This window comes from Trabulsiella odontotermitis, from assembly GCF_001188485.1.
Classification (GTDB): domain Bacteria; phylum Pseudomonadota; class Gammaproteobacteria; order Enterobacterales; family Enterobacteriaceae; genus Trabulsiella; species Trabulsiella odontotermitis_A.
Genome location: NZ_JNGH01000122.1, coordinates 1 through 18,503 on the forward strand (window position 1 = coordinate 1; position 18,503 = coordinate 18,503).

Here is an 18,503-nt window from a genome sequence, read left to right on the forward strand (position 1 = left end):
AGCGGCCCGACGGGCACGCCACGGAAGAGGGCGACGCCGAGCACTGTTCCCACCAGCAGGCCCGCCACCAGCTGAGGCTGCGCGCTCATCAGCGTGACGCCGCGGCCGCCGAGCCAGGAGACCAGCACGCCGATAGCAATCGCCACCAGCGATTTCCAGTTCACAAACGAATGCAGTAGCGTGGAGGGCGGCAGCGAGCCGCTGGCGATGGGCGCCATGACGCCGATAGTCAGAATGATAATCCCAAGGGAGAGTCCCTGTTTCTCAATCCATGGAAAAAACGTGCTGAGGGGCGTTACCCGAACAATGATCAGAACCAGAATGGAGACGGCAACGGTAGTGTTGTGGCTGATAAATCCCAGCGCGGCCAGTCCCAGAAGAATCAATAGCGTGGCGTCGAACATGCGAAAATCCCTGCAATCAAAAAATTAGCCTGCTTACTTTACGCGCAAACGGGCTGCCACACAGTGATTTTTCGCAGCGTTGCGGCGTTTTGGGCAAATGCACGTGAAGTCACAACGCGGGCAAAAACTGTTTGGCTGTCACATGATTGACATTATATTGTGTAAGGATATCTGAAATGGCAGACAGGTCGAGGTGTACTGTGAACGATCCGATGTGGGTTGAAACGATGGCCATCACCGCCAGTTTTCTGGCAATCATGATGACCCTCGTCATATCTGTTCTGTGGCTGGAACGATTTGAAGGCTAGTGGCTGTCGCGACGAAAATCCACCAGTTCCGGGCGGGCGATCCGCAGGTAGTCCTGCGTGTTCAGAATAATCGATTTTTCCAGCAGACCCGCGTTAAACGCGATTTCACCGAAACGTGAAAACAGCAGCGGATCGGCCACCAGCTTCAGCGAAGGATGAAAGCTGAACGGCGGGATGGCACCGAACTCGCACGCCGTCAGGGCATCCACTTCCACCGGGCTCGCCAGCGACGCTTTCAACCCACCCAAATGATGCGCCAGCCGTGCCAGGTCAGCCTGCTGATCCGCTGCCAGAATAGCCAGCACATGTTGATTCACGCCATTGCCTTTCACCTTACACACCAGTGCCTTTGCTCCCTGGCCCAACGCGGTACCGCGGATCTCCGACACGGCTTCACACTTCCCGACGGCCTCATGCGACACCACGCGAAACTGCGCGTTTTCGTTTTGCAGTAAATCGAGGATTTGCTGGTGGATATTACGATCTTCAAGCCCTGTCACCGGTTTCTCCTTTTCATTGACGTGTGATAAGGACATCACCAGAATACTTTACTGCAGGTGGGGAGAGGGAACAACATCGCTGCCTTGCGGGAAGGCAGCGATGAGGGCGTTATTTTTCAGCACTTTGCTTCTGAAACAGTTCCCGGAATACGGGGTAGATATCTTCCTGATCGCGGATGTGCTGCATGGCAAAGTTGTCGAATGTTGCCTGCAGGTGTTCATATTCCCGCCACAGCGTCTGATGCGCCCGACGGGTGATTTCGATGTAGCTGTAATACCGCACCACTGGCAGCAGCTTTTTCGCCAGAATCTCATGACACAGCGGGGAGTCATCCGCCCAGTTGTCGCCATCCGAGGCCTGTGCCGCATAGATGTTCCATTGCGCTGGATCGTAGCGTTCTTTCACCACGTCATCCATCAGCTTCAGGGCGCTGGAGACAATCGTCCCGCCGGTTTCCTGCGAGTAGAAGAACTCATGCTCGTCCACCTCTTTGGCCTGGGTGTGGTGGCGGATATAAACAACGTCAACGTTTTTATAGGTCCGGCTCAGGAACAGATAGAGCAGGATATAAAACCGTTTCGCCATATCCTTGGTGGCCTGATCCATCGAGCCGGAGACGTCCATCAGACAAAACATAACCGCCTGGCTCGACGGTTCCGGACGTTTCTCATAGTTCTTGTAACGCAGGTCGAAGGTGTCGATAAACGGCACGCGTTCGATTTTCTCCCGTAGCTCGGCGATCTCTTTGCGCAGTCGCTCCTCCTCAAGCAGTTGCGCCGGTTCACTGTGGCTGACCACATCGAGGCTCGCTTCCAGCTCGCGCAGCTCACGACGCTTACCGGCGGTCATTGCGGTACGACGCGCCAGCGAGTTCTGCAACGAGCGCACCACGCTGATGTTGGCGGGAACCCCGTTAGCGGTAAACCCGGCCCGATGCGTTTTAAACTCGTTCAGCTGTTGCTGCTGATTTTTCTTCAGGTTCGGCAGTGCCAGATCTTCAAACAGCAAATCCAGGTATTCGTCTTTAGAAATCTGAAAGACAAACTCGTCCTGACCTTCGCCGTCAGGGCTGGCCTGGCCTTGCCCGCTACCGGAACCACCGCCGCCGCCCTGGGGGCGTTCGATCCGATCGTTCTGCACAAAATGGTCGTTGCCGGGATGCACGCGATGGCGCAACCCGCCGCGACCCTGATGAAACATGGGCTCGTTGATATCATCCGTTGGAATGGAAACGGACTCGCCGCTGTCGATGTCGGTCACTGACCGCTTGTTGATGGCCTCCGAGATCGACTGCTTGATTTGCGCTTTGTAACGGCGCAGGAAACGCTGGCGGTTCACCGCGCTTTTGTTCTTACCGTTCAGGCGCCGGTCAATAAACCAGGTCATAGGCCCCCCGTACTGCTTTTGCCAACCTTACGCAGCCAGGTAATGCCGGATGGCGTTCTGCTTATCCGGCCTACCAGTGGTTGTAATTTTGTAAGCCTGGGCAGCGCAAGCGCCACCGGCATTACTGTTATGACGATTTACGTACGCGGAGATACCATTCGCACAGCAGACGCACCTGCTTACGGGTATAGCCTTTCTCCATCATCCGGTCGACGAAATCATCGTGTTTTTTCTGCTCGTCGGTTGAGGTTTTGGCGTTGAACGAAATCACCGGCAACAGCTCTTCGGTATTCGAGAACATTTTCTTCTCAATGACCGTGCGCAGCTTCTCGTAGCTGGTCCAGTTCGGATTACGTCCGTTGTTGTTCGCTCTGGCACGCAGTACAAAGTTGACGATTTCATTACGGAAGTCTTTCGGGTTGCTGATCCCGGCAGGCTTCTCAATTTTTTCCAGTTCCGCGTTCAGGGATTCACGGTCAAACAGCTGGCCGGTATCCGGATCGCGGTATTCCTGATCCTGGATCCAGAAGTCGGCGTACGTGACATAGCGATCAAAAATGTTCTGTCCGTATTCCGAATAGGATTCCAGATAAGCGGTCTGGATCTCTTTACCAATAAATTCAGCATATTTCGGGATCAGATAGCCTTTCAGGAACTCGAGATAACGTTCTGCCTGCTCCTGCGGGAACTGCTCGCGCTCAATCTGCTGCTCCAGTACGTAGAACAGATGAACCGGGTTCGCCGCCACTTCTGCGTGATCGAAGTTGAACACGCGGGAGAGGATTTTAAAGGCGAAGCGTGTCGACAGCCCGTTCATGCCTTCATCCACCCCGGCGTAGTCGCGATACTCCTGATACGACTTGGCTTTCGGGTCGGTGTCTTTCAGGCTTTCACCGTCGTAAACGCGCATCTTCGAGTAGATGCTCGAGTTTTCCGGCTCTTTCAGACGCGACAGGATCGAGAAGCGCGACAGGGTTTCCAGCGTGCCCGGCGCACACGGCGCATGGGTCAGCTCACTGTGATTAAGCAATTTCTCGTAGATTTTGATCTCTTCGGAAATCCGCAGGCAGTAAGGCACCTTGACGATGTACACACGGTCAAGGAATGCCTCGTTGTTTTTGTTGTTACGGAAGGTCACCCACTCGGATTCGTTCGAGTGCGCGAGAATAATGCCGTTAAACGGCAGGGCCGAGATACCCTCTGTCCCGTTGTAGTTACCTTCCTGAGTGGCGGTCAGCAACGGGTGGAGCACCTTGATCGGCGCTTTAAACATCTCGACGAATTCCATTATCCCCTGGTTGGCACGGCACAGGGCGCCGGAATAGCCGTAGGCATCCGGGTCGTTCTGCGCGTAGTGCTCCAGTTTACGGATGTCGACTTTACCGACCAGCGCCGAGATATCCTGGTTGTTCTCATCGCCCGGTTCTGTTTTGGCGATGGCAATCTGTTCAAGAATGGACGGTCTGACTTTCACCACGCGGAATTTAGTGATGTCGCCACCGAACTCATGCAGCCGTTTCGCCGCCCACGGCGACATAATGGTGCCGAGGTAGCGGCCCGGGATGCCGTACTCTTTATCCAGGATCTGCGCATCTTCCTGCGGGTTAAACAGACAGAACGGATGGTCGTTAACCGGGCTGCGTTCACCGTTGGCGCTCAGTACATAGATAGGCACACGCTGCATCAGCGATTTCAATCGCTCGGCCAGCGAGGATTTACCGCCACCCACCGGCCCCAGCAGGTAGAGGATCTGTTTCTTCTCCTCCAGCCCCTGAGCCGCGTGCTTCAGGTAAGAAACAATTTGTTCGATGGCTTCTTCCATACCATAGAACTCTTCAAACGCCGGGTAGCGTGCGATGACCCGGTTCGAAAAGAGACGGGATAGCCGTGGTTCCTGAGCAGTATCGACCATGACGGGCTCACCGATAGCCATCAATAGCCGTTCTGCCGCATTGGCATAGGCACTGCGATCTTGCCGGCAAATGGTAAGAAATTCCTGCAGTGTGAACTCTTCGTCCTTGGCAGCTTCATAGCGCTGGCGATAGTGATCGAATATATTCATGGCATGCCGTCCTTTCGTTTTTTAGCACAGGTTAAGAGCCGTTCGTATGAATAATGGAGGCTCCCGGAAGAGGTAAGCACAACGCCGTTCACTGATGATCCAGCAACCCTTGTGCCAGGTTGCTGGTACGCCCAGCTTAACGTGCCCGGCAATTACACCTTCTGAATTTAAGCGTAGATGGCATTTGCGAAACTTGCATGGTGCCAAAAATTAATTTCAATGACATATCAATGACTCATCCGAAAATAGTTACTGGTTATTAACACGATATGGTCAGCTTTCATCTGTGGTTCATTGAACTGTCAAAAGAGTGTCACCTGAAAATGCCACCTTATGCGGTTTATTGATATAAATGAAAGTAAAAGAATTGAGGTCAGAAGGCCAGACGGTTACACTTTTTTGCCGCTTAGAATTAGACAACAGGATAATGGATTGTGACTAAACTAAAACTTTTAGCGCTGGGCGTTCTCATCGCGACCTCTGCCACCGCTGCGCAAGCCGAAAGCAAATTCACGCTGGGCGCCGGGGTAGGTGTCGTTGAGCACCCCTACAAACAATATGATGCCGATGTCTACCCGGTTCCGGTTGTTACCTATGAAGGCGATAACTTCTGGTTCCGTGGCCTGGGTGGGGGTTACTACCTGTGGAATGACACCAACGACAAACTGTCCGTCACCGCGTACTGGTCCCCGCAATACTTCAAACCGGGTGATAGCGACAATAACCAGATGCGTAAGCTGGATCGCCGTAAATCCACCATGATGGCGGGTCTTTCCTACGTTCATAACACCGAATACGGCTTCCTGCGCACCACGCTGTCTGGCGATACGCTGGACAAGAGCAACGGCATCACCTGGGATCTGGCGTGGTTGTACCGCTACACCAACGGCGCGTTTACGCTGACACCGGGTATCGGCGTGGAGTGGGCGAGCGATAACCAGAACGAATACTACTACGGCGTTTCGCAACGTGAGTCGCGTAAGAGCGGCATGCGTAGCTACGATCCGGACAGCAGCTGGAACCCGTATCTGGAACTCTCGGCAAACTACAATTTCCTCGGCGACTGGAGCGTTTACGGCCTCGCACGTTATACGCGCCTGTCAGATGAAATCACCGACAGCCCGATGGTTGATAAATCCTGGAGCGGGCTCATCTCCACCGGGATCACCTATTCCTTCTGATGTTGCACGATATGTGTGCATAACAGGGATCAAAACAGGGCGCTTGCGCCCTGTTTGCTTTATTAGGGTGCAGACTACCAGGCGTACTGCACCCGGAACGTCCAGTTATCCACGTCGGGTGTGGTATAGGTACGGTGATCAACGGTCCGGTACCACGACACCATGCCACCAAAATGGGGCGTCAGCATAAAGCCAAGCGTGGCACCCAGCGATGTACTTTGTTGCTGGTTATTCTGCACATCGCTGTTGATGGTCGTTTCGCCACCTCCCGCCCAGGTGCCATCGACCGAAGCCCACAGTGCCGGGGAAAAGGTATAGCTGATATGCCCCTCTGCGGCATACTGCGGGCGTTGCGACAGGGTGTCATCGCCGTGGTAAACATTGTTATCGGTATAGAACGTCGCCCAGGTGTTCAACTCGAACCAGAAAGGGCCGACGGGATAACCGCTCGCCAGTTCCGGGCGAAACGCCCAGCGGTTAGCGCCAATATTTATGTTTCTGTTTTTGTCATAGCTGCCGGTAGGCGCGGTCANTGACAAACGGCTCCGGTGTCCACTGGCGAAATTCTTCTTTGCTCAGCGCCGGGCCGCCGGTCAGGTTATGCACGAAGACAATTTGTGTGTCGCCGAGATTGCTGGCGCCCTTTGAGCCGGTCAGCCAGTCGGCATCGTTCAGCGATGCGGAAATATTGGCGTACGGCTGGATAATCTGGATTGCTGACAAGCGCCCGTCAATGGCGAACGTATGCGCATAGCGCAGGACGAACAGGTCGGCGTCGGTATTCACGCCGTCAAAGGGCAACGCGGTATTCACTGAAGTTGAGGCGTTAATGTTGCTGTAATAGGCAAAAACCATGTCGAGATCGGTAGGCAGCGCCTGCCAGTCACGTGCGTTATCGGCAAGCGCCAGCGGCGAAAACAGAGCAGCAGAAAGCGTTAGCCAACGAAGGGCAGTCCGTTTACGGGTCATGATGTGTACACCCCAGTGTCAGAAAAGTGATAGCGCTCTGGCAGGAAGATTGCCAGAGCGGATAGGTTATGGTTTTGGCACCACAGCAGGTGGTTGCCAGCGATGCTGCAGGATGTCCTGCTCAGGGCCATAGGCGCGGATCATTAACGAGAACGCGCCCTCAGACGGCGTGGGCAGCCAGTTGGCTTGCCTGTCTTTATCCGGAGCGTCAGATTGCAGATAGAGGGTCAGCGAGCCGTCGTCGTTATAGCGAAGGTCTTTGTTGCGCGTTCCCAGCGCGTAGCGGTTGATGGTGTTTTCCACAAAGAAATGCTGGGGGTTATAGACCGTCAGAGACCAGAACCCGGCAACCGGCGGCGTTTGACCGGCGGGGAAGGTCAGGGTATAGCGCGTTTTTCCGTCGAGCAGCGTGCCGTTTTTGTCGAAGTCCTGCACGAAATACTGCGTCTCCTCGGGTTTATTTACGAAAATAAACGACCGGGCGGTGGCGGTACGGGTGAAGAAATCGAGACCAAACTTCGCGCCGTTAATGTTGGCGCTCCAGTAATTGCCCACCGGTTTTCCGGCTAAATGAAACGCCAGCAGCGGCTGGGGCAGCNNTTCGCTTTGGCGTACTGCGCCTCTTCACCGGACAGCGGGCGTGCATCATTGAGCACCTCTGGCAGCAGTTTCCAGAAGTTTTCCGGCGTTACCCAACGGGTTTCACCTTCGGTTTTATGCTCGGCGGGGTACTGTTTCAGTGTGCTCCAGTCGCGCGGCTGCGGCTTGCCGTTAAAGTCCGCGAGCGGGGAGAGATTGATNTCGGCCTGGAAGACTCGTGGGATCAGCACGCTGGTATTACTGGTGCTGCGAAAGACTTTTTTGATGCCTGGCGGAACGGTGCCTTGCCAGTCCGGGCCTGCCAGCAAATAGAATCCAGGCTCGGTACCATATTGTCTGCCGAGGCTGGCAAAGCTGTCGGTACGCAGGTCAACAGCCTGGAAGACCCAGAACCGGCTGCCAAAATCAGGGATCTGCACCACCACCGGAGATTTATCCAGCGCCAGTGAAGCAAAACCGTACACCACATCCTGATTCGGACAGGCGACCTGGCGCTCATCAGGCTTGATGTAATCATCGAGCATCGACAGTGTATTCGGTGGGCCGACCGGTACCGTATTGCCAAGCAATCCCGCCTCAGGCAAATGACTGAAGGCCAGACGGCGCTGGTAAATGTTGATCATCGGCCACGCCCATACCCAGGTATCTTTTACCGCCAGGTTAAGCCAGGCATCGCTGACGTTCATGCTTTCCACCGTCGCGGCAGCGGCGGGGGGGGGGGGNNAAGCGATCGCCAGCCACGACGTCGTTTTCAGGCACATATACCCGGAAGGTGAATGCAAAGTCCCTGTCGGTTGCCGAAGGCAGCCAGTTACTTTCAGGAAAGTGCTTCGGCGGGCGAGGGCCGATGACGATATCCAGCGAGCCATCGCTGTTCTTTTTCAGCCCGGAATAATTGTTGAAGTTGTAGCGTTTAAGCGGGTTCGGCACGACCTGGTAGTCCGGTACGCTGACCAGAATGATCGACCAGAACGCTTTTGCCATCGTTTCCGGCAATGCATTCGCCGGGAAATGGAGGCGATAGAAGCCTTTGCCATTCAGCGACTGGCCGCTGCTGTCTTTGGTCGTCAGGAAATAGACGGCTTCTCCGGGGCTGTTGGCCCAGATCCCCAGCAGGTTGATGGCAGTGCGCATACGGTAGTCAGTGCCATAATGACCGTTAAAGCCGCGACCTTCTCTGTGACCGCCAAGCCAGTTGTTTTTCCAGGTGGCGATGCCGGTATGCGCCTCCAGCATGAACGCCGGGATCACGTGTTGGGTAATGGCGTCGTCCGTCTGCTGACGGAACTGGCTGTTGGTACGCACTTTCTGCGCGATATCTCGCACGCTCTGCTGAATTTCTGCCGCGACGGGCGTGTAATCCGCTGCGCTTCGCAGAATCTCATCGGCGTTGTCGAACAGCGCTACGCCCGGCAGTTTGTCGTTGGTAAACGCGGGGATCGCTGGCGGTGGCGCGATATGAGGAGCCCCGGTCATGGTCAGCGTAACGGCCTGCTGCAGCTTATTCGCTTCTTCGGGAGAGTTTTTGAGTTCAAAACGCCCCAGCAGTTTAGCCTTGCTGGAGGGTAAAATAACCGGAACAACGCCGTCGGGTAATTTGACTTTGCTGTTAACAGTAATGAGCGCGAATTTACCCGACGGATGATTCGGATAAGTTCTACTATTTATATTGGTAATGTTGTCACCCCATTCATTTAATAACTGAATGGTGTAATAGCGGTCTTTCACTTCCGGCACAGAGAGTATTGCTGCAGAATTATCGTCAATAGCGATCCAGGACTCAAGATAAGTGACATCAAAATTTGGATTAACGAATGCGGTACTGCTGGCAGAATTATAATATTTAATTACGTTATAATTCATTCCCGGTTCGCGCATATCGGTATTTTCCTGGCGGACAACCAGCGCGCGTCCGAGTAAATAGCTCCACGCATTATAGAGCTGGCTCTCGTCAGCAGGCGCCTGCGCCCGCGCCGCTGAGGTCAGCGACATTGCACCGATAAGTAGCGAGACAACAAATAATCGAATTGAATTCATACCCACTCCTTTGTAAGTCTACGTTATCTGTTGCTGCACAACGCAGTGAAAAACAGACAAGACATTGCTGCGGACAGGACAGAAGGGAGAGTTGTTAGCTCCCGTTTAATTACTATTACTACTCATAAAGCTGTAATAAGCGATGCCGAATAACAGCATGTCGAGGGAATAATACATAAATGTTCGTCTTTAGAAAGCACGAAGGCGGGGAAAACTGAGGAGAGGGCGGTTTATATTTCCGAACTGGAAAAAGGCTCGCAGTTTTACGTTATTGCAGGAATATTCATACACTGTTTTAAAAAGACATAACGCGTTTGAGAAATGGCTTAATTTAAAATGGCCGGAAGGAGAATTTATCCGGCCATGCTGTTCGGTTAGTGATTTACGCGAATAGTTTGTGCCAGACGAGCCGGTTTGTCTTCCTGAGCTTTCTGGGTTTTGCTTGCGCAGGCGGTTTCCACGCAGACGAAGGTTTTGTAACCGTCGTCCGGCATATCGCCCATGCTGACGGAGAGCGCTGGCCCCGGGTTCCAGCCAACAACGTCGCTGTTGTGGCTGTGGATGACGTTGATGCGGCGCTGGAGCGCGCTGTCGTGGATAACGCTGCAGCCTTCGGCATTCATATACACACGGTCGGTGCGATCCGGGAAGGTCTGTACGCCGTCGGCCAGCGTGTCTTCCTGCGCGTTGTTAACTTTGTCGATAAAGCGATCGCCAAGCCCGGTCACTTTAACCGCAGCGATGTCACCAACGTTGAAATAGGTGTGCAGGGCAGAGGTGGTTTCGAAATCGCCGTGGGCTTCCAGCTCAATCTCGCAGGTTTTACCCAGCTTGAAGCGCGCGTAGAGGGTGAAGTCGTTCGGCCAGAATTTGCGGGTGGCGTCGCTGCTTTGAAGTTCAAACGTCAGCACCACGCCGTTGTCGTCTTCATTATGGGCTTTCAGCGTCCACGGCAGATTGCGGGCAAAACCGTGCGCAGGCAGACCCTGCTGCGCTGCCGGACCAAACCACGGCCAGCAAATCGGTACGCCGCCACGCAGTGCGACGCCATCTTTAAACGGCGTATTGTTGCTGAGCCATAGCACGTCCTGTTCACCGGCCGGTTTCCAGGAGAGCAGGTGCGCGCCTTGCAATGCCAGCGAGGCTTTCACCTGCGGGTGATCAACAACGATAAGCTCCAGCTCATCAAGCTGGCGACGCGAAAGCACAGGGGTAAGCTGTTCAACAACCGGGAGAGCAAAAATTTTGTTAATCATGGTGCAATCCTTCGTTAAGCCATAAAAAGAAAAAGGCGACCGAAGTCGCCTTTATAGATCAGGTTCTCATCTCAACTTATTTGGAGATGTGAGCGATCAGATCCAGAACTTTGTTGGAGTAGCCGGTTTCGTTGTCGTACCAGGAAACCAGTTTCACAAAGTTGTCGTTCAGAGCGATACCTGCTTTGGCATCGAACACGGAAGTGCAAACTTCGCCGTTGAAATCGGTGGAAACCACGTCGTCTTCGGTGTAACCCAGAACGCCTTTCATCGGGCCTTCAGAAGCAGCTTTGATGGCTTTCTTGATGTCTTCGTAGGAAGCCGCTTTTTCCAGACGTACAGTCAGGTCAACAACGGATACGTTCGGCGTCGGAACGCGGAACGCCATACCGGTCAGTTTGCCGTTCAGTTCCGGCAGTACTTTACCTACCGCTTTAGCAGCACCGGTAGAGGACGGGATGATGTTCTGAGCCGCGCCACGGCCGCCGCGCCAGTCTTTGTGAGACGGGCCGTCAACGGTTTTCTGGGTAGCGGTGGTAGCGTGAACGGTGGTCATCAGACCTTCGATGATGCCGAAGTTGTCGTTGATAACTTTAGCCAGCGGTGCCAGGCAGTTGGTGGTGCAGGATGCGTTGGAAACGATGTCCTGGCCAGCATATTTGTCAAAGTTAGCCCCTTTAACGAACATCGGGGTGTTGTCTTTGGACGGGCCAGTCAGAACGACTTTTTTCGCGCCAGCAGTGATGTGTTTACGCGCGGTTTCGTCGGTCAGGAAGATACCGGTTGCTTCAGCAACAACGTCAACACCGACTTCGTTCCACTTCAGGTTAGCCGGATCGCGTTCAGCGGTAACACGGATTTTTTTACCGTTTACGATCAGATGACCGTCTTTCACTTCAACGGTACCGTCAAAACGGCCGTGAGTGGAGTCATATTTCAGCATGTAAGCCATGTAGTCAGCGTCTAACAGGTCGTTGATTGCTACGATCTCGATGTCAGAACGTTTCTGAGCAGCACGGAAAACAATGCGACCGATACGGCCAAAACCGTTGATACCTACTTTGATAGTCATATATTCCACCAGCTATTTGTTAGTGAATAAAAGGTTGCCTGTAAAATTACAAAAACCTTACGCAGCGTCAAGCGGAATCGTGTCAATCATTGCGACAAATCAATCCTCTGAATAACCTTTGAACGACTGACTCGCCTCACTCTTCCTATGGGCTAGCAACCACATGGGGGCTGCGCCCGGAATTTTAAAGGGCCAGAGAGATAAAAATGTGAGTTGCATCACAATTACCTGGCTGCGCATTTGTCCCGTCTAAGTTTAGAACAAAAGTCTACGCCTCAGTGTTAATGTTTTGTTAGAATCGATCACAGATACTGTCTGTTCCAACCGTGAGATGTGAGCCCATGGCGAATCAAAAAAACCCGGAAGAACTGAAAAAAAACCTGACTGAAATGCAGTTCTACGTGACACAGAATCATGGCACAGAACCGCCTTTCACCGGGCAACTTCTGCATAACAAACGCGACGGCGTTTACCATTGCCTGGTCTGCGATGCGCCGCTGTTTACCTCGCAAAGCAAGTATGACTCGGGTTGCGGCTGGGCCCGCCTTTTCNTCGTTGCGGCAACTGTGATGCCCATCTCGGTCATGTTTTCCCGGATGGCCCGCAACCCACTGGCGAACGTTATTGTGTTAATTCGGCCTCGCTGAGCTTCACCGACGACGAAAACGGTGACCAAACGAAGGGCTGAAAAAACGATTCAGCAAATTATTCCACAGGAGCGGAAATCGTAATGAATGTTGATGACATGATCAGCGCAATGACGCCGGAGATTTATCAGCGGCTGGTGACGGCGGTAGAGCTCGGAAAATGGCCGGACGGCGTGGCGCTGACGCCGGAGCAAAAAGAGAACAGCATGCAGTTGGTGATGCTGTGGCAGGCGCGGCATAACACCGAAGCGCAGCACATGACCATCGACACGCAGGGTCAGATGGTGATGAAGAGCAAGCAGCAGTTGAAGGAAGATTTTGGCATCGCGCCCAGGTCCATCGCAACGCTGAAAATGCAGTAATGTGTTGCTGTGTCGGGCAGGCATCGTGCTTACCCGACACCCCTTCAGTTAGTGTTTAATCCCAAGCGACGTCGCCAGCTGTTTCGCCAGTTGGTTGTTGTCATCCGCGCCATACTCCCAGAACATCGCACCACCCAGACCTTTCTCTTTGATGTACTGCGCCTTGAGATCCACGGAGCGTGGGTTTTCATAGGACAGCGCAAACAGCGGTTCACCGCTGGCGGATTTCACCGACAGCCATGGCACTTTAGCCTGATCGTCCCAGTGCTCGGTAAAGCGCTTCTGCGGATCGTTCAGCAGCTTGCTGACGATGTCGTTGTACTTCACGTAGGTGTCTTTATCGAGATGATAACCGAGCGAACTGAACAGCGTTTTTTCTGCCTCGCCAAAATAGGGTTTGGTCACCGGGTTATTCTGGGCGTCTGCTTTCGTCCAGTCGATGCCCGGCTCGACGGCGCGTTTCGGTACGCGGCCATAAAAACCGATCCCCAGGTTCATCTGTTCCGGTTTGAGGCCAGCGGCCAGATAGTTGTTCACTACAAAATCGGCGCTGTATTTGTCCGCCGCAGCGACCGTCGGCCAGTGGCTGGAGTCATACAGATTCGAGTTGAAGTATTGCGTGCCGTACGCCATGTCGTAGGTCATCAGGTTGATATAGTTCAGCACCGGCGCAATGGCCTTCACGTCAACCCAGCTTTTCGGACTTTCCGCATTCGCACCAACCGCGATAGTCACCAGCTTTTTATCACCCAGCGCCTGACGCAGCTCTTTCAGCAGGGCAGTGAAGTTATCGCGATCCGCAGGTTGCTTATCCACCAGTCCCCAGGCGCCGTTCACCGGATATTCCCAGTCAAGGTCAATGCCGTCGAGGCCGTAGCGATCCATCACCTCCTGAACGGAGCGAATGAAGGTGGCCCGGCTCTCTTTGTTATCTGCCGCGCCGGAGAATCCGCGCGCCCCCCAACCGCCCACTGACAGCAGGACTTTCAGATCCGGATTCTGCTTACGTAATTCAGGGATTTTTTGCAGGTCAGCCTGCACTTTCGGCGACAGCCAGAGCTGATGCAGCTTGCCCGGATCTTTCAGCGCCTCGTTGGTTTCGTCTTTTTCATTGTTGTAAATCAGGCCGAACGAATAGTTCAGATGGGTGATCTGTCGGACATCCAGCTTATCGATATCACCGCCGGGACCGGCAGTCACGTCACCGCCGCCGTTAAAATAACCGACGGAAATCAACGAATTGGCAAAGGCATGGGAAGCGCAGAGCAGGGGTAATGCAGCCAGAATGGGCAAATATCTCATCACAATTCCTCTCATATTGACGGTAAAAAATAAACGTCAGAAATCTGACGAAAAAACAGCCATTTGAGATTAGCATCGTCGCTTCGCTGAAAATGCGACTCAGCTTCAATTGTGAGAAAAGTGTTGCCCGGCTGTGACGCGCCGGGCAGGGATCAGGCGTGAGTTTCCTGCCAGTCCGCCAGCGTATACAGCGTGGCGCCTTCTGCCGCCATGGTCATAAAGGCCTGGGCGCTGTCCTGTGGCTGAATGTTCACACCACGGCAGCCGTCGGTGATCACGTTGACGGTGTAACCCAGTTGCAGTGCGTCCAGCACGGTAAATTTCACGCAGTAGTCGGTCGCCAGTCCCATCACGATAAGCTCCGTGATTTCATGATGACGGAGCCAGACGTCCAGGCCCGTTTTATGCCGGTGGCCGTTATCAAAAAAGGCGCTGTAGCTATCGGTCTGCGGGTTTTCGCCTTTATGAAACACGGCGTCGACCGCCTTCTGTTTTAGCAGCGGGTGCAGCGCGGCGCCTTCGCTGTTCTGCACGCAGTGATCAGGCCACCAGGTTTGCGGTAAACTGTCCAGCTCGCCCTGAGTATAGGGCTCTGCGTTATGCTGGCTGGCGAAGCTTCCGTGATTTGCCGGATGCCAGTCCTGGCTGGCGACAATCGCATCACCGCGCGCNACCGGCGCAGAAATCATTTTGTAAATCGACAAGGAGGAGTGCCCGGTTCATAATTTTTCCTTACTCGTCCGGCGTCAGTTCGCCACGCAGATTCTGCTGCATGGCGCTACGGATGGCCGGTGCCGCCAGAGGTTGACTCAACAGATAGTGAAGTTTAGTCAGCGTCGCCTCAACGGTCATATCAAAGCCGCTGATCACGCCCGCCTGTGCCAGCGCATTGCCGGTGGCGTAACCGCCCATATTCACTTTCCCGGACATGCACTGGGTCAGGTTGACCACCACAATGCCACGCTGGCTGGCCTGCGCCAGCGCCTGCAGAAACTCGCTGTTTTGCGGCGCATTGCCGACGCCGTAAGAGCGCAGGATCAGCGCTTTGACCGGCTGGAGAAGGAAGTTGCGCACCACATCGGCCGAAATGCCCGGATAGATGGTCACCACGCCAATTGGCTGCGGCGTAATCGGATGAACGATCAGCGGTCCGTTGCCGTGCGGCGCAGGCGGCGTGCCCAGACGACGGATATGGATACCGGCTTCCAGCAGCGCTGGCAGGTTAGGCGAGGCGAAAGCGTTAAAGCCGTCCGCATGCGCTTTAGTGGTGCGGTTGCCGCGATAGAGGCAGTTGTTGAAGAACAGCGTCACTTCGTTGATCGGATAATTCGCCGCCACATACAGCGCATTCAACAGATTGATTTGTCCGTCGGAGCGCAGCTCGGCAAGGGGAATTTGTGACCCTGTCACAATTACCGGTTTGCCCAGATTCTCCAGCATGAACGACAGCGCCGAGGCGGTGAACGCCATGGTGTCGGTGCCATGCAGGATCACAAAGCCATCGTACTCGTCGTAATGCTGTCTGATGTCCTCGGCGATATGCTGCCAGTCCTGCGGCGTCATGTCTGACGAATCCATCAGCGGAGCGTATTCGTGAATAGTGAAATCCGGCATCTCAGGCCGGTGGAATTCTGGCATCAGCGCCAGCTGACGCTGCAGATGACCGGAAACGGGAATGTAACCCTGCTCGGAGCGTTGCATACCGATGGTACCGCCGGTATAGGCAACGTAAATTGATTTTTTTTGCATGGTATCAGGCTATTACGTAAAGAAAATCCCCTCCATAAGGAGGGGATACCAGTTACTTAATATTGGCGCAGGTAAGGCAAAATGCATAGCGGTTTTGCGGATCGTTAAAGGCGGCGAGCTTGTCGGTCTCCGCCTTCACGGTGCTGGCCGCGGCCACGACGGGGGCAGGGAAATAGGCCTGCAGCACCTGCGGCAGCGCGGCGCGAACTGAACCGCCCAGGCTGTCCATTAACCGGCTGAACAGACCCGGCTCTTCCTGATAATAATCGATGTGCCACTGTTTCAGTTTGGCCAGCGACGCCGCTTTCGCCACCGCATCGTCGAAATCACCGAGGCTGTCGACCAGACCGTTGGCTTTCGCATCCTGACCGGTCCAGACGTGACCCTGCGCGATTTTATCGATCTGCTCCGGCGTACTCTTACGCGCCTGCGCCACCAGCGTGATAAAGCGTTGATAGCCGTTTTCGATGCTGAGCTGCATCATCTGCTGCACTTCAGGCGGCAACGCTTTAGTCAGCGACACGTCCGCCAGCGGCGACGTCGCCACGCCATCGGTGTGAACGCCAATCGAATCCAGCGAGTTTTCCACCGTATTGATGACGCCAAAGATGCCGATAGAGCCGGTCAGCGTGCTGGCGTTCGCTACGATGTAATTCGCCGGGGTGGAAATCCAGTACCCGCCGGACGCCGCCATGCCGCCCATTGACACCACTACCGGTTTCCCGGCTGCTTTCGCCGCCGCCAGTTCTGAACGAATGACTTCCGACGCCGTCACGCTGCCGCCAGGGCTGTTCACCCGCAGCACAATCGCTTTCACTTTAGGATCGAGACGCGCGTCGCGGATTTGCGAGGCAGTGGTATCACCGCCAACGTTCCCCGGCGTCTCCTGACCATCCATAATCGCGCCGTTCGCAAAGACGACCGCAATGCTGTCGCCCTTATCAGACGGGGTGTTCAGCGAGTAGTCGTAATAGCTGACCGCGCGGTAGTTTTTATCTTCCGAACTCCAGCCAAACTGTTTTGACAGCACTTTTTCCACTTCGGCGCTGGAGGCCAGCTGATCGACCAGTTTGTTATCCAGCGCATACTGCGCCGTATCACCGTTGGTCTTACGCAGACCGTCTAACAGCCCCTGCGCGCCAGGGAAGACCTGTTGTGGGGTGATTTCACGGTTAGCGGCGATGGTATTCAGGTAGTTCTGCCACAGTTCGCCAATCCAGCGGCTGTCCGCTTCACGGGCAGCAGGCGACATATCATCGCGGATGAACGGTTCGACGGCGGATTTATAGGTCCCGACGCGGAATACATGGGTGGAAACTTTCAGCTTGTCGAGCAGCGATTTGTAGTAAAGACCGTTGGTGGCAAAACCGTGCAGATCAACAAGTCCCTGCGGCGAGAGGTAAATTTTGTTGGCAAAGCTTGCCAGGTAGTACTGACCCTGACTGTAATTGTCGCCCACGGCGTAAACCGGCTTGCCACTGTCGCGGAATTCACGCAGCGCCTTACCGATGTACTGCATCGACGGCTGATCGCCCCCGGCAAAATCTTTCAGATCCAGCACGATGCCGGTGATATTGCGGTCATCTTTCGCCTGACGAATGGTCTGGACGATGTCAAACAGCGAGTTTTCCTGCAGGCGATCGGAGTTTGAGCCCAGTAACTGACGGCTGAGAGCCCCGAACTTGCTGCTGGTGGAGGGCTTATCCACCACCACGCCGGTGAGATCCAGCAGCAGTGCGCCGCGTGAGGCATGTTCAGTGGTGGTGTTACTGAACTGTGACCAGATACCGACCGCCACCAGCACCAGCAGGATGAAAAATAAATTCAGCACCAGCTCACGAATGAAATTGAGCAATCGCCATGTCCATTTAAAGAAACCGGCAATTATTCGCCAAAGGGTTCGCATGTATTCTCCCTGACCAGACAGATAAAGAGTGCGCTACTTCAGGCGTAACGTACGGGTATCCTAAAGTTACCGCCGCCGGTTGTCAGCAGGAATCGGCGCCCGCGCTGTAACTAAATCGCTAATCATGTTAATTTTGTGAAATATTATCCCACAGGAGCACGCCAAATGGATGCACTTGAACTACTGGTAAACCGTCGCAGCGCCTCTCGCCTGGCCGAGCCTGCACCGGCGGGGGGGGCACTGGAAAANCATGCGCGCGCCGGATCACGGGACGTTACAACCCTGGCAGTTCTTCATCATTGAAGGGGAAGGCCGCGAGCGTTTCAGCCAGCTTTTAGTCGATGGCGCGATTCAGGCCGGTGAAGACGAAAAAGCGATCGACAAAGCCCGAAATGCGCCGTTCCGCGCACCGCTGATTATTGCCGTGGTGGCGAAATGTCAGGAGCACCACAAGGTGCCGCAATGGGAACAGGAGATGTCCGCCGGATGCGCGGTGATGGCGATGCAGATGGCGGCGGTCGCTCAGGGATTCAATGGTATCTGGCGCAGCGGCGCGTTGACCGATAGCCCGGTGGTTCGCGCTGGGTTTAACTGCCGTGTGCAGGACAAAATTGTCGGCTTCCTCTATCTCGGCACGCCGCAGCTCAAAGCGTCTACCACCGTAACGGTGCCGGACACCGCGCCATTTGTGGTGCGCTTCTGATTATTACTGCCCGGTAGGCGCAGCGCTACCGGGCAGTACACTTCATTTATCCCGCCAT

At 54.5% G+C, this 18,503-nt stretch carries 16 protein-coding genes and 3 pseudogenes; 5 read left to right on the forward strand and 14 right to left on the reverse strand.

The features are described from left to right. Positions 1-404, reverse strand: a 404-nt coding sequence (locus tag GM30_RS22015) for a DUF441 domain-containing protein (RefSeq protein ID WP_049850332.1), incomplete at its 3' end; no start/stop codon positions are given. A gap of 176 nt (positions 405-580) precedes the next feature. On the opposite strand from GM30_RS22015, the gene yoaI reads away from it, so the two are divergent. Then, positions 581-712 carry a small membrane protein YoaI gene (gene yoaI / locus GM30_RS27650; RefSeq protein WP_272948244.1) on the forward strand — a complete coding sequence of 44 codons (132 nt, stop codon included), beginning with the start codon at positions 581-583 and terminating at the stop codon, positions 710-712. Here yoaI and GM30_RS22020 read toward each other — a convergent pair. From GM30_RS22020 to yeaG, 3 genes are all read right to left on the reverse strand, one after another. Then, positions 709-1,248: a YbaK/prolyl-tRNA synthetase associated domain-containing protein gene (locus GM30_RS22020; protein WP_080993485.1), complete on the reverse strand. Its 540-nt coding sequence runs from the start codon at positions 1,246-1,248 to the stop codon at positions 709-711. The genes yoaI and GM30_RS22020 overlap by 4 nt on opposite strands. Before the next feature lie 73 nt (positions 1,249-1,321). Next, on the reverse strand, positions 1,322-2,599 hold the full coding sequence (locus GM30_RS22025; RefSeq protein WP_049850334.1) for a YeaH/YhbH family protein: 1,278 nt from the start codon (positions 2,597-2,599) through the stop codon (positions 1,322-1,324). A 127-nt stretch (positions 2,600-2,726) separates the two neighbouring features. Further along, a complete protein-coding gene (gene yeaG, locus GM30_RS22030; protein ID WP_049850335.1) occupies positions 2,727-4,661 on the reverse strand; it encodes a protein kinase YeaG in 1,935 nt (644 codons plus the stop codon). Between the two features lie 434 nt (positions 4,662-5,095). On the opposite strand from yeaG, the gene GM30_RS22035 reads away from it, so the two are divergent. Further along, entirely contained in the window at positions 5,096-5,842 is a 747-nt protein-coding gene (locus tag GM30_RS22035; protein WP_049850336.1) for a MipA/OmpV family protein, read from the forward strand. A gap of 74 nt (positions 5,843-5,916) precedes the next feature. Here GM30_RS22035 and GM30_RS26890 read toward each other — a convergent pair whose 3' ends face one another. From GM30_RS26890 to gapA, 6 genes are all read right to left on the reverse strand, one after another. Next, entirely contained in the window at positions 5,917-6,381 is a 465-nt protein-coding gene (locus tag GM30_RS26890) for a transporter (protein WP_202967014.1), read from the reverse strand. A 496-nt stretch (positions 6,382-6,877) separates the two neighbouring features. Then, positions 6,878-7,366, reverse strand: a complete 489-nt coding sequence (locus GM30_RS26465) for a DUF1214 domain-containing protein (protein ID WP_049850337.1) — start codon at positions 7,364-7,366, stop codon at positions 6,878-6,880. Between the two features lie 11 nt (positions 7,367-7,377). After that, complete coding sequence (locus tag GM30_RS26470) at positions 7,378-8,172, reverse strand: DUF1254 domain-containing protein (protein ID WP_476691232.1); 795 nt, start codon at positions 8,170-8,172, stop codon at positions 7,378-7,380. Beyond that, a complete protein-coding gene (locus GM30_RS22055) occupies positions 8,072-9,448 on the reverse strand; it encodes a DUF1214 domain-containing protein (RefSeq protein ID WP_049850339.1) in 1,377 nt (458 codons plus the stop codon). The genes GM30_RS26470 and GM30_RS22055 overlap by 101 nt, the downstream gene beginning before the upstream one ends. Positions 9,449-9,822: 374 nt before the next feature. After that, entirely contained in the window at positions 9,823-10,704 is an 882-nt protein-coding gene (locus GM30_RS22060) for a D-hexose-6-phosphate mutarotase (protein WP_049850340.1), read from the reverse strand. A gap of 76 nt (positions 10,705-10,780) precedes the next feature. Next, positions 10,781-11,776 carry a glyceraldehyde-3-phosphate dehydrogenase gene (gene gapA / locus GM30_RS22065; RefSeq protein ID WP_049850341.1) on the reverse strand — a complete coding sequence of 332 codons (996 nt, stop codon included), beginning with the start codon at positions 11,774-11,776 and terminating at the stop codon, positions 10,781-10,783. A 341-nt stretch (positions 11,777-12,117) separates the two neighbouring features. Here gapA and msrB point away from each other — a divergent pair. After that, positions 12,118-12,464, forward strand: a pseudogene (gene msrB / locus GM30_RS22070) (peptide-methionine (R)-S-oxide reductase). A gap of 42 nt (positions 12,465-12,506) precedes the next feature. Continuing rightward, positions 12,507-12,785, forward strand: coding sequence for a YeaC family protein (locus GM30_RS22075; RefSeq protein WP_049850342.1), 279 nt, complete (start codon positions 12,507-12,509; stop codon positions 12,783-12,785). A gap of 48 nt (positions 12,786-12,833) precedes the next feature. Here the strand turns inward: GM30_RS22075 and chiD are convergent, their stop codons facing one another. The 4 genes and pseudogenes from chiD to sppA all read right to left on the reverse strand — a co-directional run bounded on the left by chiD (position 12,834) and on the right by sppA (position 17,742). Continuing rightward, positions 12,834-14,087: a chitinase ChiD gene (chiD, locus tag GM30_RS22080; RefSeq protein ID WP_049850343.1), complete on the reverse strand. Its 1,254-nt coding sequence runs from the start codon at positions 14,085-14,087 to the stop codon at positions 12,834-12,836. Between the two features lie 152 nt (positions 14,088-14,239). Continuing rightward, a pseudogene (gene pncA, locus GM30_RS22085) lies at positions 14,240-14,813 on the reverse strand (bifunctional nicotinamidase/pyrazinamidase). A gap of 6 nt (positions 14,814-14,819) precedes the next feature. Next, on the reverse strand, positions 14,820-15,836 hold the full coding sequence (gene ansA / locus GM30_RS22090; RefSeq protein WP_049850345.1) for an asparaginase: 1,017 nt from the start codon (positions 15,834-15,836) through the stop codon (positions 14,820-14,822). Positions 15,837-15,888: 52 nt separating this feature from the next. Beyond that, on the reverse strand, positions 15,889-17,742 hold the full coding sequence (gene sppA, locus GM30_RS22095) for a signal peptide peptidase SppA (protein ID WP_049850346.1): 1,854 nt from the start codon (positions 17,740-17,742) through the stop codon (positions 15,889-15,891). Between the two features lie 165 nt (positions 17,743-17,907). On the opposite strand from sppA, the pseudogene GM30_RS22100 reads away from it, so the two are divergent. Next, positions 17,908-18,445, forward strand: a pseudogene (locus tag GM30_RS22100) (NAD(P)H nitroreductase). The last annotated feature ends 58 nt before the right edge of the window (positions 18,446-18,503 follow it).

What these genes read in the sequence shown, in the direction of transcription:
- yoaI (WP_272948244.1), top strand. Translation starts at nt 581, where the DNA reads ATGGCAGACAGGTCGAGGTGTACTGTGAACGATCCGATGTGGGTTGAA.
- GM30_RS22020 (WP_080993485.1), bottom strand. Translation starts at nt 1,248, where the DNA reads ATGTCCTTATCACACGTCAATGAAAAGGAGAAACCGGTGACAGGGCTT.
- GM30_RS22025 (WP_049850334.1), bottom strand. Translation starts at nt 2,599, where the DNA reads ATGACCTGGTTTATTGACCGGCGCCTGAACGGTAAGAACAAAAGCGCG.
- yeaG (WP_049850335.1), bottom strand. Translation starts at nt 4,661, where the DNA reads ATGAATATATTCGATCACTATCGCCAGCGCTATGAAGCTGCCAAGGAC.
- GM30_RS22060 (WP_049850340.1), bottom strand. Translation starts at nt 10,704, where the DNA reads ATGATTAACAAAATTTTTGCTCTCCCGGTTGTTGAACAGCTTACCCCT.
- gapA (WP_049850341.1), bottom strand. Translation starts at nt 11,776, where the DNA reads ATGACTATCAAAGTAGGTATCAACGGTTTTGGCCGTATCGGTCGCATT.
- GM30_RS22075 (WP_049850342.1), top strand. Translation starts at nt 12,507, where the DNA reads ATGAATGTTGATGACATGATCAGCGCAATGACGCCGGAGATTTATCAG.
- chiD (WP_049850343.1), bottom strand. Translation starts at nt 14,087, where the DNA reads ATGAGATATTTGCCCATTCTGGCTGCATTACCCCTGCTCTGCGCTTCC.
- ansA (WP_049850345.1), bottom strand. Translation starts at nt 15,836, where the DNA reads ATGCAAAAAAAATCAATTTACGTTGCCTATACCGGCGGTACCATCGGT.
- sppA (WP_049850346.1), bottom strand. Translation starts at nt 17,742, where the DNA reads ATGCGAACCCTTTGGCGAATAATTGCCGGTTTCTTTAAATGGACATGG.